This is a genomic window from Bradyrhizobium sp. SOJA106 (genome assembly GCF_059448745.1).
The window spans coordinates 5,431,736-5,445,480 of the sequence record NZ_CM182549.1 but is presented as its reverse complement, the minus strand read 5'-3'; the positions used below and the strand labels follow the sequence as shown (position 1 = coordinate 5,445,480).

The 13,745-nt window shown below is 64.2% G+C and carries 15 protein-coding genes; 10 read left to right on the top strand and 5 right to left on the bottom strand.

Features of this window, described 5'->3' with window-relative positions; genetic code table 11:
- Window positions 1–17: 17 nt before the first annotated feature.
- Window positions 18–398, top strand: coding sequence for a hypothetical protein (locus AC5V87_RS25620; RefSeq protein ID WP_456837807.1), 381 nt, complete (start codon window positions 18–20; stop codon window positions 396–398).
- Window positions 399–588: 190 nt separating this feature from the next.
- On the opposite strand, the gene AC5V87_RS25615 is transcribed toward AC5V87_RS25620, so the two are convergent.
- The gene (locus AC5V87_RS25615) at window positions 589–1,935 is read right to left on the bottom strand and encodes an alpha/beta hydrolase (protein ID WP_495368077.1); all 1,347 of its coding nucleotides are present in this window, start codon (window positions 1,933–1,935) and stop codon (window positions 589–591) included.
- Window positions 1,936–2,256: 321 nt separating this feature from the next.
- Between AC5V87_RS25615 and AC5V87_RS25610 the strand changes: the two genes are divergently transcribed.
- Both AC5V87_RS25610 and AC5V87_RS25605 read left to right on the top strand, forming a co-directional pair.
- On the top strand, window positions 2,257–3,624 hold the full coding sequence (locus AC5V87_RS25610) for an APC family permease (protein WP_456837809.1): 1,368 nt from the start codon (window positions 2,257–2,259) through the stop codon (window positions 3,622–3,624).
- A 2-nt stretch (window positions 3,625–3,626) separates the two neighbouring features.
- A complete protein-coding gene (locus AC5V87_RS25605) occupies window positions 3,627–4,841 on the top strand; it encodes a hypothetical protein (protein WP_495368076.1) in 1,215 nt (404 codons plus the stop codon).
- A 25-nt stretch (window positions 4,842–4,866) separates the two neighbouring features.
- Here AC5V87_RS25605 and AC5V87_RS25600 read toward each other — a convergent pair whose 3' ends face one another.
- Window positions 4,867–5,424 carry a helix-turn-helix domain-containing protein gene (locus AC5V87_RS25600; protein ID WP_027560040.1) on the bottom strand — a complete coding sequence of 186 codons (558 nt, stop codon included), beginning with the start codon at window positions 5,422–5,424 and terminating at the stop codon, window positions 4,867–4,869.
- A 355-nt stretch (window positions 5,425–5,779) separates the two neighbouring features.
- On the opposite strand from AC5V87_RS25600, the gene AC5V87_RS25595 reads away from it, so the two are divergent.
- From AC5V87_RS25595 to AC5V87_RS25585, 3 genes are read left to right on the top strand one after another with little or no spacing between them, the layout of a single operon-like run.
- Window positions 5,780–7,093: an MFS transporter gene (locus tag AC5V87_RS25595; protein ID WP_456837811.1), complete on the top strand. Its 1,314-nt coding sequence runs from the start codon at window positions 5,780–5,782 to the stop codon at window positions 7,091–7,093.
- Window positions 7,094–7,147: 54 nt separating this feature from the next.
- A complete protein-coding gene (locus tag AC5V87_RS25590; RefSeq protein WP_456837812.1) occupies window positions 7,148–7,669 on the top strand; it encodes an MOSC domain-containing protein in 522 nt (173 codons plus the stop codon).
- Window positions 7,666–8,622 (top strand): PDR/VanB family oxidoreductase, encoded by a 957-nt coding sequence (locus tag AC5V87_RS25585; protein WP_456837813.1) that lies wholly within the window; start codon window positions 7,666–7,668, stop codon window positions 8,620–8,622. Before AC5V87_RS25590 ends, AC5V87_RS25585 begins: the two co-directional genes overlap by 4 nt.
- A 7-nt stretch (window positions 8,623–8,629) precedes the next feature.
- Here the strand turns inward: AC5V87_RS25585 and AC5V87_RS25580 are convergent, their stop codons facing one another.
- Together AC5V87_RS25580 and yidD are read right to left on the bottom strand one after the other, a co-directional pair.
- Entirely contained in the window at window positions 8,630–8,836 is a 207-nt protein-coding gene (locus AC5V87_RS25580) for a hypothetical protein (RefSeq protein WP_456837814.1), read from the bottom strand.
- Between the two features lie 123 nt (window positions 8,837–8,959).
- Entirely contained in the window at window positions 8,960–9,298 is a 339-nt protein-coding gene (gene yidD / locus AC5V87_RS25575) for a membrane protein insertion efficiency factor YidD (protein ID WP_456837815.1), read from the bottom strand.
- A 248-nt stretch (window positions 9,299–9,546) separates the two neighbouring features.
- Here yidD and AC5V87_RS25570 point away from each other — a divergent pair, with 248 nt between their 5' ends.
- The gene (locus AC5V87_RS25570) at window positions 9,547–10,455 is read left to right on the top strand and encodes a COG3904 family protein (RefSeq protein ID WP_495368075.1); all 909 of its coding nucleotides are present in this window, start codon (window positions 9,547–9,549) and stop codon (window positions 10,453–10,455) included.
- A gap of 116 nt (window positions 10,456–10,571) precedes the next feature.
- Here the strand turns inward: AC5V87_RS25570 and AC5V87_RS25565 are convergent, their stop codons facing one another.
- Window positions 10,572–11,027 carry an iron-sulfur cluster assembly scaffold protein gene (locus tag AC5V87_RS25565; protein WP_027560032.1) on the bottom strand — a complete coding sequence of 152 codons (456 nt, stop codon included), beginning with the start codon at window positions 11,025–11,027 and terminating at the stop codon, window positions 10,572–10,574.
- A gap of 242 nt (window positions 11,028–11,269) precedes the next feature.
- Here AC5V87_RS25565 and folE point away from each other — a divergent pair, with 242 nt between their 5' ends.
- The 3 genes from folE (at window position 11,270) to AC5V87_RS25550 (ending at window position 13,654) form a co-directional block, all read left to right on the top strand.
- A complete protein-coding gene (gene folE / locus AC5V87_RS25560; protein ID WP_456837817.1) occupies window positions 11,270–11,962 on the top strand; it encodes a GTP cyclohydrolase I FolE in 693 nt (230 codons plus the stop codon).
- 27 nt (window positions 11,963–11,989) lie between these two features.
- The gene (hisI, locus tag AC5V87_RS25555) at window positions 11,990–12,412 is read left to right on the top strand and encodes a phosphoribosyl-AMP cyclohydrolase (protein ID WP_456837818.1); all 423 of its coding nucleotides are present in this window, start codon (window positions 11,990–11,992) and stop codon (window positions 12,410–12,412) included.
- Window positions 12,413–12,595: 183 nt separating this feature from the next.
- Window positions 12,596–13,654, top strand: a complete 1,059-nt coding sequence (locus AC5V87_RS25550; RefSeq protein WP_495371940.1) for a lytic transglycosylase domain-containing protein — start codon at window positions 12,596–12,598, stop codon at window positions 13,652–13,654.
- Window positions 13,655–13,745: the final 91 nt, after the last annotated feature.

The window sequence follows — 13,745 nt, the reverse complement described above, 5'->3', positions numbered from 1 at the left end:
AAAGAGAGTTGACTGAGATGAGGATGATTCTGGCGGTTGCCGCTGTGCTCTATTCAGCCTCCGCGTTTGCGCAGACCGACAAGCCACCCATGGTGGGGGACAAGCCGCTGGTGCAGGTCAAGCCCAAGGGGACCAAGGCGGCAGCAGCTGCTACGGCCGCGCCGGCGCCGAAGGGCAAGCCGCAATCGGTCGCGGCGCGGCTCCAGGCTTGCCTCGACATCGACGACGGCACCAAGGACCGCCTCAACTGCTACGACGCGGTGATCCCGCCGGCGCCGAAGCCGAAGCCGGCGAAGCCCAAGGGCTACGCCGATTGCCGTTTCTTCAAGGAAGAGGACGAGCGGCTGGCCTGCTTCAACGGTTTTGCCGAGAGCATTCCGAAGCTGCCCAAGAGCTGATCGGCGAAGAGCTGGTCGGCCAAGAGCTGGTCGACCAAGAGCTGCGTCCGCTTGTCGGCCATCAACATCACATTTTGAGCAGGGCTTGAGACAATTGCCGGCAGCGCAGCCCAATACCGGCTGGCGCAATTCTCAATTTGACGCGTTTCATTGACGCAGACCGGTATCGAATTCGCTTGGAAGCGCTGCCCTAGCGGCTCGGTGCGGAATTGGTGGCGGCAACGCGCGTCAGGGCCAGTGCGGGCGTTGCCGACATCTTCACCAGCACGTCCTTGAGCGGATCGCGCGTCCAGGCACGCGTCACATAGTCACGATGCGTGATGCCCTCGCCGGTCTCCACGAACACCACGCTGCCGGGGCGCAAAGGGCCGTCCATGTCTTCGGAGACGCCGATGCCCTTCTGCCTGAGCATGCTCATCAGCCCGCGATCGCGCCGCGCGGTGTAGCGGGTGTAGGAGCTGACGAAGAAGCCGGAGCGATGGCTCTCGATCCAGGAGGCGAACTTGTCCATCTCGCCATAGACGGCGTCGAGCAGCACGACGCCGCGGACGCGGTCACTGATGCCGCCGACCTCGAGGCTCCAGGCCGTCGGCAGGAATCCGCCGCTATAGCCGACGATCAGGATCGGCATGTTGGCAAAGGCGCGCTCGCTGTTGGGATCGCCGGTGAGGCGGGCGAGGTGGCTTGCCGATTCCTCCATGAAGCGCTTGAAGCCGCCGGTCTGCCAGAACTTGCCGGCGCTGGAATCGGCGGCATCGACCGCCATCTGCGGCGCGAGCAGCACGGCATTGGCACCGGAATCGGTGACCTGCTGCGGCACCAGCTGCCGGTCGCGCACGTCGCGTTCGAGCGTCGCGCCATTGCCGTGGAAGAACACCACGATCACGCCCGGCTTGCGCACGTCGAAATGCTCGGGCACGTGCACCAGCACGCGGCTGTCGCTGTAGGTCTCGTCCTGCCAGTAGACGCGCCCCGAATAGCTGCGGTGGCCGCGGCGGTCGCCGTTGGAGATGTTGAGGAACGGTGCGTCGGAGGCAGGGTTGTTACCGAAATAAGGAAACGCCGACGATTTCATGCTGACGAGCGTCGTCAGGTCGTCACGTGCGGGGCGCTTGAAAGGGACCTGAGGCTCAAGCGAGGCGACCTTGTAGGGGGCCTGCTCCGACTGCGGCGGCTGCTGCACCGCGCGCTTGGGCGAGAAGTCCGACATCTGCCGTTGCAGAAAACTCTCGCTCGCCGACGGGAAGCGCTCCGTGAACTGCGGGGCAGGGAAGCGATCCTCGAAGGTGTCGCCGCCCGCTACTTGCCGATTGGAGGCCTGCGGATTGGTCTTGGCTACGACCTGATTGACCTGAACATTGGCCTGCGAGTTCGCCGCGAGCGCTGCCGGATTTGGCGCCTTGCCGCATTGAACCAGCGCGAGCGAGAACGGCACCAAAGCCGAGACCAGGCCGATCCGGAGCGCACGACCGTGCCGACCGGAATTCGTCCGATCGGCACGCGTGTCAGCTCTCACGTTCGGAACGGCCCCGACCATCCACCCATGACCCCAAGTCACTTCAAGTCAATCGGCAAGCTTAAGGTAATTGAGCCGACCGGCGTTTAGGTGACGTTAAGCGTCCGGAAAAACTTCCCCACATCCGGAGAGCTTAAAAGGGACCATGCAATCGTGTCCTGATTGTGGGGGAGGGGAACGGGATTTGCCGGTGTTTGGGCGGGTTTATTGCCCAAGACCAAGCATGAAAGGTGCCAAATTACCAATTCCGTTCGCCTCATTTAACCCTTGTTAACCCTGCTTGAATTGACTGGATCGATCTGCACGATGCCTCCCAGGAGGCGCGACGCTTTAAGGACCCCGATGACGGCATCAGATGCGGGTACTGCGCCCTGGACTGGCCGGCTGACCGGAAGCGGGTCGGGGGTCTCCGCTCTGGTCGCGACCGCCATCGTCGTTGCTGACATGATCGGGGTCGGCGTCTTCACCAGCCTCGGCTTCCAGGTCAAGGACATCCCGTCCGGCTTCTCGATCCTGCTGCTGTGGACTGTCGGCGGCATCGTCGCGCTGTGCGGCGTATTCGCCTACAGTGAGCTCGGGGCGATGTTTCCGCGCTCGAGCGGCGAGTACAATTTCCTCGGCCGCGCCTATCATCCCGCCTTCGGTTTTCTCGCCGGCTGGGTCTCGGCGACCGTCGGCTTTGCCGCGCCGGTTGCGCTGGCGGCGATGGCGTTCGGCGAGTACGCCAAATCGGTCATCCCCGATCTGCCGCCGATCCCGCTCGCCATCGGCGTGGTCTGGCTGGTCTCGCTCGTGCAATTAACGGGCGTCAGGCACTCCTCGACGTTCCAGCTGATCTCGACGATCCTGAAAGTCGTGCTGATCGTCGCCTTCCTCGTCGCAGGCTTCATCGTCGGCGTGCCGCAGCCGATCGCCTTCACGCCGCAGCCGGGCGATCTTGCGCATATCGTCAGCGCACCCTTTGCGATCGGGCTGGTCTTCGTGATGTACTCGTTCTCGGGCTGGAATGCGGCGACCTACATCATCGGCGAGATGAACACGCCGCAACAGAGCCTGCCGCGCGCGCTGCTCGCGGGTACGCTGATCGTGCTGGTGCTGTATGTCGCGCTCAACGCCGTGTTCCTCTACTCAACGCCCGTCAGTGCGCTTGCGGGTCAGCTCGACGTCGCCAGCGTCGCCGGCAGCGCGATCTTCGGCGGCCTCGGCGGCCGCATCGTCGGCGCGATGATCTGCGTCGGCCTGATCTCCTCGATCAGCGCGATGATGTGGATCGGCCCGCGCGTGATGATGACGATGGGGGAGGACATTCCGGCGCTGCGCGTGTTCTCAAAGCGATCGGTCAGCGGCGCGCCGGCCTATGCCATCCTGTTTCAGCTCGCGGTGACCAACCTGCTACTGTTCACGCGCAGCTTCGAGGCGGTGCTCGACTTCATCCAGTTCGCGCTGTTGTTCTGCTCGTTCTTCACGGTCGCCGGCGTCATCAAGCTGCGCATTACCGATCCCAAGCTGCCGCGGCCCTATCGCGCCTGGGGATACCCCTTCACGCCGTTCGTTTTCCTGCTCGTGACCGGGTTCATGATGTACTACCTGTTGACCGAGCGGCCCATTCAGTCGCTCTCGGGCATGCTCGTCATGCTCTCGGGCCTGTTGATTTATGCAGTTTTCCGCAGGCGGCCGGTCGCCGCTGGCCATACATCACGTCGCGAATAGACATGTTTCGTCCCATGAGACTTGCGGCCGTCGCTCTTGCCCTCCTCGTTGCGGCCATCTCATCGGCGCGTGCCGCCGAGGTCACCTTCGACGACACCGCGCGTTTCCTGGCGGGCATGCAGCCTTCGGCGGACTCGCCGCTGGTGCCGCTCACGAGGGACCCCGGCTGGCAACGCCACGCAAAATTCTTCGACGGCGCCTTCGCCCAGCTCGAGCAGCGACAGCTCTCGAAGATCCGGAGCTGGGCCGACGTCAATCTGGCTGCACCCAGGCCGACGATGTTCTATTTGTTCAGCGGCCCGGATTTCCTCTACGCCAACGCATTCTATTCCAAGGTGAGCACCTATGTGCTTGGCGCGCTGGAGCCGGTCGGCGCCGTGCCTGATTTGACGCGGCTGCCGCGCCCGTCGGTCGGGGCCGCACTCTATAGTGTCGAGCGCTCGCTGGGCTCGATCCTGAGCTTCTCCTTCTTCATCACCAAGCAGATGAAGGTCGACCTGCACACAAACCAGGTCAACGGCACCTTGCCCATCCTCTATGTCTTCCTCGCGCGCTCCGGCAAGACCATCCGCAACGTCGAGATGGTCGCTCTCGACGACAAGGGCGGGATGCATGTCGGCAACGACAATCCGGGACCGAACGCGACACGCGGCGTCCGCATCACCTTTGCCGGCCCCGATGGCGAGGCACGCACGCTCTATTATTTCTCCGCCGACCTCTCCAACGCGAGCGCGCGCTCGACGGGCTTCCTGAAGTTCTGCGAGACGCTCGGGCCCGGCAACAGCCTGATCAAGAGCGCGTCCTATCTGCTGCACTCCGGCAACTTCACCGTCGCGCGCGACTGGCTGCTCGCCAACAGCGCGACCATCATCCAGGACGATTCCGGTATTCCGCTTGCGAACTACAGCGCGCGGCAATGGCGGTTCTTCCCGTTCGGCCGCTATCTCGGACCGATCGACGAGTTCCCCGGCCGCTACCAGGAGCGCTACGCGGCATTGTTCACGCGCGCCCAGCCGATCGATTTCGGCGTCGGCTATCGCTGGCGCATGAATGAATCGAATCTGCTGCTCGCGGTGAAGGTGCCGGGCAGCGAGGTCGCGCCGGCCGTGGAAGCCACGTCATCCGCCGAGCCGCCGCCGAGACCGCCGCGCCCGAAGCGGCCGCGTCCGCCCGAGCCGATTCCGCCGCCGCCCGGACGCTTCTTCTGGTTCCGCTAATTTAGACTGTTTGCTGAATCAGGCGTCAGGGCGTCTGGGCCACCACGACCAGCACTTCGGCTTTCTGTCGGCCGAGGCTCCTGACCTCATGCGGGGTCTCGCCTGAGAAATACAGGCAGTCGCCCTTGCCGAGCGTCAGTTCTTCGCCGTCGAGCTTGATTGCAATCTTGCCGTTGATGACGAACAGCAGCTCCTCGCCAGCATGCGAGGCGCGCGTTGCCGCCTTGTGCGGGGGGCTCAGCAGGAACGGCTCCATCATCTTGCGGGTGCGGCCGGTCGCCAGCGGCACGACACCAAACGTGTCCTGGAACAGCGGGACGTTGCCGCCTTCGCGGCGGAACAGCGTGTAGCGCGGCGCGGGCTCGGCGTTCGGATCGAAGAAGTTCGCGACATTGACCTCGAGGGCCGCGGCCATGCGCAGCAGCGCTGCGAGTGAGGGGATCTTGAGGTTGCGCTCGACCAGCGAGATGTAGCCGCGCGTCAGATCGCTTTGCTTGGCAAGCTGGTCCAGCGTCAGGCCCTTGGCAATCCGCGCCTGGCGGATATTGGCCCCGACCGCTGTCGCTTTGCTGACGTCAAGCACGCAGGAATCTCCCGAACTGCTGGGGCTACTTTTGCAACAGATGCCGCCCGACTGCCAGTCCGACGGCGCGGATCGGCCGGCCCGGCCGCCTGCAGGCGTATTCCGGCAGAAAACTCTTGCGCAGAAATTTCGGGCAATACCGCGGATAATGTGAGCAGGTCTGCTGGTATATCGCGAAGATAAGCCAAAAATTGATGCATTTTACGCCCTTTGCCGCGATCGGCGGCAGTTGCCGCGTTTCGTGGCGTTGATTTCCAACAGTAAACATGATCGATTTTACCGTCCTGGTTGCCGATGGGCTCCACGGACGGAACCAACTGCTTTTCCTAGGCGCCGGTACCTTTTGGAGAGATCGATGACCATAGCAGACGACGCAACCCTGAGCGTAGCACCGGACGAGGCGGCGAGCTTGCGACGGATCGTGTGGTCGAGCGTGATCGGCACCGCGGTCGAATGGTACGATTTCCTGATCTACGGCACGGCGACCGCGCTGGTGTTCAACAAGGTCTTCTTCGCCGCCGGCAATCCCACGCTCGCCACCATCGCGGCCTTCGGCACCTACGCCGTCGGCTTTTTGGCGCGGCCGCTTGGAGCGGCGATCTTCGGTCATTTCGGCGACCGGGTCGGCCGCAAGGCGATGCTCGCGATCACCATCATGGTGATGGGTATCGGCACCTTCCTGATCGGTCTGCTGCCGACCTATCATCAGATCGGCATCGCCGCGCCGCTGCTGCTGATCGGCCTGCGTTTCCTCCAGGGCATCGGCCTCGGCGGCGAGTGGGGCGGGGCCGTGCTGATGGTGGTCGAGAACTGCCCGACACATCGCCGCGGACTGCTCGGCAGCATGGTGCAGGTCGGCAATCCCATCGGCAATCTCGCCGCGATCGGCATGTTCGCGCTGGTGGCGAGCCTGCCGGAAAACGATTTCATGGCTTACGGCTGGCGCATTCCGTTCCTGATCTCGATCCTTCTGGTCGGCGTCGGTCTCTACATCCGTCTCAACATGGAGGAGACCGCCGCCTTCCGTCAGGTCCAGGCCAAGAAGGAAGTCGCAAGCATGCCGCTGGTCGAGATCTTCAGGCATCACCGCAGGCCGTTTTTCACTGCGGTCGGTCTGAAGATCTCCGAGATCGCCTATGCCAGCATCGGTGGCGTGTTCGTGATGTCTTACGCCACGGCCAATCTGGGGCTGCCGCGCGCGGTGGTCCTGAACGGTGCGTTCGCCGCATCGCTGGTTGCGCTGTTTGCCATTCCGCTGTTCGGCTGGCTGTCGGACCTCGTCGGCCGCAAGACGATGTTCTATGCGAGCTGCGTGTTCTCCGCACTGTTTGCCTTCCCGCTGTTCTGGTTGCTCGACACCCGCGATCCCGCCATCGTCGTCTGCACCATCGTGGTCGCGATCACCTTCGGTCAGATGGTCATGTTCGGCATCGGTGCGCCCTGGTATTCCGAGTTGTTCTCCGCGCGGCTGCGCTACAGCGGCGCCTCGCTCGGCTTCCAGGTCGGTGCGGCCCTGAGCGGCGGGTTGACGCCGCTGATTGCGGCATTTCTGATGGCCTGGAGCGGGGGCGCAACCTGGCCGGTCTCGCTCTTGCTCATTGCCTGCGCCGCGGTCACCGCGACCGCAACCAGTTTCGCGCCGGAGATGGCGAACAAAGAACTGACCTGATCCCGCGGCGCGTCGCTGCCGGCGGCGCGCATCGCTCACCCAAGGGGAATTGTCATGCTCGATACCATCAGCGCCGGCTCGACGCAGGGCGCAGCACAGCTCGGCTGGACCGGCGTGGTGCGCTTCCTTCATTTCACCCCGCGTGCGTTCCTGCCGATGCGCGCAGCGGAGCGGATCAATCTCGTCGCCGGCCGGGGCATCGAAGGCGATCGCTACATGATCGGCAACGAAGAGGGGTTTTACTCGCACAAGCCGGAAGAGGGCCGGCAGGTCACCCTGTTCGAGCTCGAGACACTGGTCGCGCTCAAGCGCGACGCCGGCATCGAGCTGAGACCCGAGGAACACCGACGCAACGTCACGGTCGAGGGGGTGCCGTTGAACCATCTGGTCGGCCGGCGCTTCTGGCTGGGCGAGACGTTGCTGGAGGCGACGCGGCTGTCGGTGCCGTGCCGGCACATCGAGGAGATCACCGGCAAGGCGATCTTCGATCCCCTGATCAACCGCTCGGGCCTCAACTGCAAAATCCTGCAAGGCGGCGTCGTGAAGGTCGGCGATATCGTGCGGAACGCAGCATGAAGGCGCGCCCGATCACGACGGTCAAGACGGTCGTCGCCGACATCGAGGAGGCAGGCAACGGGATCAAGCTGTTCACCCTGGTCGATCCCGATCGCTGGGAACTGCCGCCGTTCAGGCCCGGCGCGCATATCGATCTGCATCTGCCCAATGGGCTCGTGCGTACCTATTCGTTGTGCAACGAGCCCGCCGACAACGCGCGCTATATCATCGCCGTGAAACGCGAGGCAGAGGGGCGTGGCGGTTCACGCGCGCTCCACGATGATGTCAGGCTTGGCGATGTCATCGGCGTCTCGCTGCCGCGTGGCGGGCTCAGGGCAGGCGCCGACGTCGGACGTCACGTCTTCGTCGCCGGCGGCATCGGGGTGACGCCGTTTCTGTCGATGGCGCGGCACCTCGTGCGGACGGGCGAGGCCGACTTTGTGCTGCATCTCATCGTGCGCGATGAGGTGCCGCTCGCCGCGCATCTCGGCGTGCTGATCGAAAAGGGGCGCCTCGTCGTGCACCGAACGTCCCGGACCGGGCGTCCTGATCTCGCGGCGCTCGTCGGGGAGCGTAGATCGGACACGCTGGTCGCCTGTTGCGGCCCGGAAGGCATGATTGATGATTTCGCGCGGCTGACGGCAGCGTGGCCCGCGGCCAATGTTCATGTCGAGCGCTTCGTCGCGCCACGACCTGTGATTGAACCAGATGCAAAGCCCTTTACGCTGTTGCTGGCGCGGTCCGGCATGGAGATCGAGGTGCGGGCCGGCCAGACCATGCTGGCTGCGTTGCAGGAAGAGGGCATCGACATCGCGACGTCCTGCTGCGGCGGCATCTGCGGCGCCTGCAAGGTCGGCTGGATCGAGGGCAAGCCGGTGCACCGCGACCGCATCCTGTCGTCATATGAGCGCGAACGCTATCTCATGGTTTGCGTCGCCGGATCGGACGCCGATCGGCTGGTGCTCGACCTCTGACGTTGAGCTACCAGTGCACGCTCTGGCTCGGCACGATGAAGGCCGTTGAACTCGGCGGCGTGGCGAAGCTCGTCGCGAGATACCAGCCGGAGCCGGCCGCGAGCACCAGCAGGGCGATGATGGCGAGCATGTCGAGGGTTCTGGGATCGTGATGATGTCCGCCCGCACCGTGATGGGGACCTGGCCTGACGCGAGGGCTGATTTTCCAGCGCATTGTTGTTTCCTCCCGTGGGAGCATCACGATAAAGCGAGGAAGGGGGCGGGAGGTTCCACTCAGAGCAGCGATGCGCAAAGCGTCGCAGCAAACGCCCAGAATGATCCGCAAAAAAAGCGCGCGCTACGGCGCGTTGACGCCGCGCCAGCGACCGTAGCGCCAGGGCAGATACCAGCGCGCGCCCAGCGGCGCGTTGAGCGGCACATTGTCGATGCCTGACGTGCCGAACGGATTGCAGCGGAGTAGGCGCGCGAGCGTCATCCAGCCGCCGGCCCAAAGCCCGAACCGCTCGATCGCTTCGTCGCCGTAAACGGAGCAGGTCGGCAGGTGCCGGCAATTGTAGCCGACCAGCGGCGAGAGCGTGTGGCGGTAGAGCCAGATCAGCGCACGGCCGAATCTGCGCGGCAGCCGAAGCGCGCCCTCGACCGGATTGGAACAATGCTCGCAGGCTGAATGCTTCATGTGCGCTTTGCTGCGACGTTGGGCGAGGTGTTGCACGGTTCCGGTGCAGGGAACCGTAAGCTGTTGTTTCTGCGCCATATTTTGTATGCTTTTTGGGAGCAGTGCAGCAAGTATCTGTGGACGATCTGTATTCGCCCGGATACCATTTTTATGACGCCCGTGTGTAGAAGCATACGCCTGTATGATGGACTCAGAAGGCGCTACCGGGGATTGTTGGGGGACCTTTGGGGCTTGGGGAAGGAACCAGATTGAGACTTCTGAACTCCCTTGATCTTCGCGGTTGGTTGTTGCTTGGGGCCGCCGCGCTTGGTGTCGCGCTGTCCGGCGCTGTCGCTACGACCGGCACTACGGCCCGTGCCGGCGCTGCGCTTGAAGAGCGCAAGCTGCCGATGAAGTTCAGCTGGGTCGCCTGCGAGCCGAATTGTCGTGGCTGGGTCAGCGCGGTCGGGATCATCACGTCCGATACTCCCAAGGATTTCGAGGAGTTTGCGCGCGGACGTCAGCTCGGTGGCGCCACCGTCGTGCTCGATTCCAGCGGCGGGTCCGTCAACGACGCGATCACGCTCGGCCGGCGCTTCCGCAATCTCGGCCTTATGACCACGGTTGGGATCAGCGTTCAGAACCGCAGCGGGCAGTCGGCGCGCCCGGCGGTCGCGCCTGAAGCCTATTGTGAATCCATGTGCGTGTTCCTGCTGCTGGCGGGCAAGAAGCGCTACGTGCCCGATGCGGCCCATGTCCGGGTTCACCAGATCTGGATGGGCGACCGGGCCGACGACGCAAAGGCGGCGAGCTACAGCGCGCAGGACCTGATGATCGTGGAGCGCGACATCGGCCGGCTCGCCAAATACACCTTCGACATGGGCGGTGCCGGCGATCTGTTGTCGCTCGCGCTCAGCGTTCCGCCGTGGGAAGACCTGCACGAGCTCGACGCGGGCGAGCTCAAGCTCACCAATCTCGTGACGACCGATCTCGTCGCCGATGTGCTGCCGCATGTGGACGTCAAAACGCCGGCAGTGGCGGAGCTGGCGCCGAAGACGCAGGCGAGGTTCGGTGCGGAGCCGGAGCAGGCGCCGCAGGCCGCCAGGTCGACCAAGACGGCGGAAGCCCTGGTGCCGACCGGCAGCGCGACCACGCCGGCTGCGGCGGTGCAGAAGTAAGCTCTTAAATCCTGGCAGTCATTCCGGGGCGCGCCTTTGCGCGAACCCGGAATCTCGATCGGCAAGCTCTGGATTCCGGGTTCGTCGCTTTGCGGCGCCCCGGAATGATGAAGGAATCAGCCCTGGGCCGCGGCGGGCTGCTTCGCCTTTGCCTCGATCTGGCCGATGGCATCGACGACGGCGTCGAAGGTCAGCAGCGTCGAGGCATGCCGCGCCTTGTAGTCGCGCACCGGCTCGAGGAACTTGATCTCTTCCCATTTGCCTTCGGGAGGAGCGCCATTCTCCTTCAGCATCTTGCGAACGGTTTCGCGTAACGCGCGGAGTTCGCTCGCGGTCGAGCCGACGACGTGACTTGCCATGATGGATGAAGAGGCCTGGCCCAAGGCGCAGGCCTTCACGTCATGGGCGAAGTCGGTGACGATGTCGCCCTCCATCTTGAGATCGACCTTCACGGTCGAGCCGCACAGCTTTGAGTGGGCGGTGGCGGTGGCATCGGCGTCCGATAACCGCCCGAGCCGCGGAATATTCCCGGCCAGCTCGATGATCCGCTTGTTATAGATGTCGTTCAGCATGTGATGGAGTCCAGCACTTACCTACCGGATCGGCCTTGGCGGCCGCCGCCCACGGTCCTATATAGGGACGGAACTGGCGGAAAAACAGTCCAGCGGTGCGGTGGGGATGATCCAGATCTGCGCTGCCAGCGTGATGACGCAGGGGCCTTTTTCGTCAAAACTGTTTTCTTCAGGCGTCCGGCGGCTTGCCGCCCCGTCTGCCGGTGACACTCCGGCCGTTGAGGCCGTCGAACGGAGAAGATATGGACGCGGCAATCAAATCCATCCGCCCCAACAAGCCCGCTGACCGGCAGCCCGAGAGCCGCCCGGCCGAGCTGGACCCTGCCGAATTCCTCGCGGTCGCCGTTCGCGCCGACCAGCCGCGCCCCGCGCGCGCCGAGGCGGAAGCGGCAGTGAAGACGCTGCTTGCCTATATCGGCGAGAATACCGAGCGCGAGGGCCTTTTGGACACGCCGCGCCGCGTGGTCGAGGCCTTCGACGAGCTCTATCAGGGCTATCACCAGTGCCCGGCCGAGGTGCTCGACCGCACCTTCGGTGAGACCGCCGGCTATGACGACTTCGTGCTGGTGCGCGACATCGAGTTCACCTCGCAGTGCGAGCACCACATGATGCCGTTCTACGGCAAGGCGCATATCGCCTACACACCGGTGGAACGCGTCGTCGGCCTGTCCAAGCTTGCCCGCCTCACCGATATCTTTGCCCGCCGGCTCCAGACCCAGGAGCATCTGACCGCGCAGATCGCGGCGGCGATCGATGAGATCCTGAAACCCCGCGGCGTTGCGGTGCTGATCGAGGCCGAGCATACCTGCATGTCGGTGCGTGGCGTCGCCAAGCATGGCGCCTCCACCTTCACCAGCCGCTTCACCGGCATGTTCCGCGACAATCCGGCGGAGCAGGCCCGTTTCCTGTCCCTGGTGCGAGGCCTGCAGCGCTGACCTTGCGAATGACTGGCGAGAGTTGCTGTGTCCGCTCACTCCGATGAGATCGAGGAAGGCCTGGCCTTTCTCCCTAAGTTCGACGCGAGCGGCCTCGTGACGGTCGTCGCGACCGACGTCGTCAGTGGCGACGTGCTCATGGTCGCGCACATGAACGATGAGGCGCTGCGCAAGACGATCGCCACGGGTGAAGCCTGGTACTTCAGCCGCTCCCGCAATGCCTTGTGGCGAAAAGGTGAGACCTCAGGTCAGACCCAGCGTGTGGTCGAGATGCGCACCGATTGCGACCAGGACGCGGTCTGGCTCCGCGTCGAGCAGATTGGCGCGGCATGCCACACCGGGCGATGGTCGTGCTTCTATCGCAAGATCGAGGCCGCGGGCGGTGGCGCCAGGCTGATCTTCGTCGATGCCGGCCGGCTGTTCGATCCGAACGAGGTTTATAAGAAGTAGCCCGCCGTCATTCCGCGGCGCGCGCAGCGCGAGCCCGGAATCCATGGTACGGCATAAGTGCGGTGGAATGGATTCCGGGCTCATCGCTTCGCGATGCCCCGGAATAACTCGGGATGGACGGCGAAGCCCAGTTAACGCCACATTAACCATACCTGTCCCACGGTGAGACGACAGGGCGCCGAATTGCCGGCGCCGCTCAACGCCGCGCGGGGCGGGCACTTCATCATGTCGGTCGACAATTCCAGTGCCATGCAGACGGTCGCTCTGGACCCGACGCGGGCGCGCGTCGCCGGTGCGATCAAGGACGTCTCCAACCGGACCGGCGTCAGCTTCCAGTACATGCTGACGACCGCGAAGATAGAATCGGATTTCGATCCGACGGCGGGCGCCACCACATCGTCAGCGCACGGGCTCTACCAGTTCATCGATCAGGCCTGGCTCGGCACCGTCAAGGAGGCGGGCGCCCAGCTCGGCTATGGCAATTACGCCAGCGCTATCACCAAAACGTCCTCCGGCAGCTACACTGTCGACGATCCCTTCATGAAGCGGTCGATCATGAAGCTGCGGGACGATCCGCAAGCCGCATCCAGCATGGCGGCGGCGCTGACGCAGTCGAACAGCTTCAAGCTCACCGGTCTGCTCGGCCGCAGGCCGTCCGACAGCGAGCTCTACATGGCGCATTTCATGGGCGTCGGCGGTGCGGCAAAACTGATCGCCAATGCCGAGGACAATCCGCAGGCCGTCGGCGCGCGGCTGTTTCCGAATGCGGCCTCCGCCAACCGCTCGATCTTCTACGCCAGGGACGGCCGCGCCCGTAGCGTCTCTGAAGTCTATACGGTACTCGATGCGCGCTACGCCAGCGCGGCGAATTCGAAACTCACCCGCAGCGCGATGGCGATGTATGGCGATACGCCCTCGACCACGCAGGTCGCAAGCGCCAACGGCGTGCAGCCGATCGCGCCTGTTATCGACAACGCCGCTTATCTCCAGACTTTCCCGGATGCACGCGGCGTAACGGCGGTGAGTGCGACGTCTTCGACGGTCGCGGACAATGCGCCGATCGCACCCGCATTCCGCTCGATCTATCAGCCAGGCGACGTCACGCAGCCGGTTTCGACCACGGTGCAGACATTGTGGGGCAACAACGCCGCGCTCACCTCCGTCGCTTCCGCGACGCCTGAGGTGCGTCCGCCGCAACCGCTCGATCTGTTCAGCGATCGCAGCGGCACGTTCTCGAGCTAGTCGGCGCACCTCTACGTGCTGCGCAGCGTGCGGCGACCGCCTTTGTTCCCTTAACAAAACGTCAATGAAACCAGCCAGTTATGGTGAACGC

What these genes read in the sequence shown, in the direction of transcription:
- AC5V87_RS25615 (WP_495368077.1), bottom strand. Translation starts at nt 1,935, where the DNA reads ATGGTCGGGGCCGTTCCGAACGTGAGAGCTGACACGCGTGCCGATCGG.
- yidD (WP_456837815.1), bottom strand. Translation starts at nt 9,298, where the DNA reads ATGAAGCATTCAGCCTGCGAGCATTGTTCCAATCCGGTCGAGGGCGCG.
- AC5V87_RS25590 (WP_456837812.1), top strand. Translation starts at nt 7,148, where the DNA reads ATGCTCGATACCATCAGCGCCGGCTCGACGCAGGGCGCAGCACAGCTC.
- AC5V87_RS25595 (WP_456837811.1), top strand. Translation starts at nt 5,780, where the DNA reads ATGACCATAGCAGACGACGCAACCCTGAGCGTAGCACCGGACGAGGCG.
- folE (WP_456837817.1), top strand. Translation starts at nt 11,270, where the DNA reads ATGGACGCGGCAATCAAATCCATCCGCCCCAACAAGCCCGCTGACCGG.
- AC5V87_RS25580 (WP_456837814.1), bottom strand. Translation starts at nt 8,836, where the DNA reads ATGCGCTGGAAAATCAGCCCTCGCGTCAGGCCAGGTCCCCATCACGGT.
- AC5V87_RS25585 (WP_456837813.1), top strand. Translation starts at nt 7,666, where the DNA reads ATGAAGGCGCGCCCGATCACGACGGTCAAGACGGTCGTCGCCGACATC.
- AC5V87_RS25565 (WP_027560032.1), bottom strand. Translation starts at nt 11,027, where the DNA reads ATGCTGAACGACATCTATAACAAGCGGATCATCGAGCTGGCCGGGAAT.
- AC5V87_RS25610 (WP_456837809.1), top strand. Translation starts at nt 2,257, where the DNA reads ATGACGGCATCAGATGCGGGTACTGCGCCCTGGACTGGCCGGCTGACC.
- AC5V87_RS25605 (WP_495368076.1), top strand. Translation starts at nt 3,627, where the DNA reads ATGTTTCGTCCCATGAGACTTGCGGCCGTCGCTCTTGCCCTCCTCGTT.
- AC5V87_RS25620 (WP_456837807.1), top strand. Translation starts at nt 18, where the DNA reads ATGAGGATGATTCTGGCGGTTGCCGCTGTGCTCTATTCAGCCTCCGCG.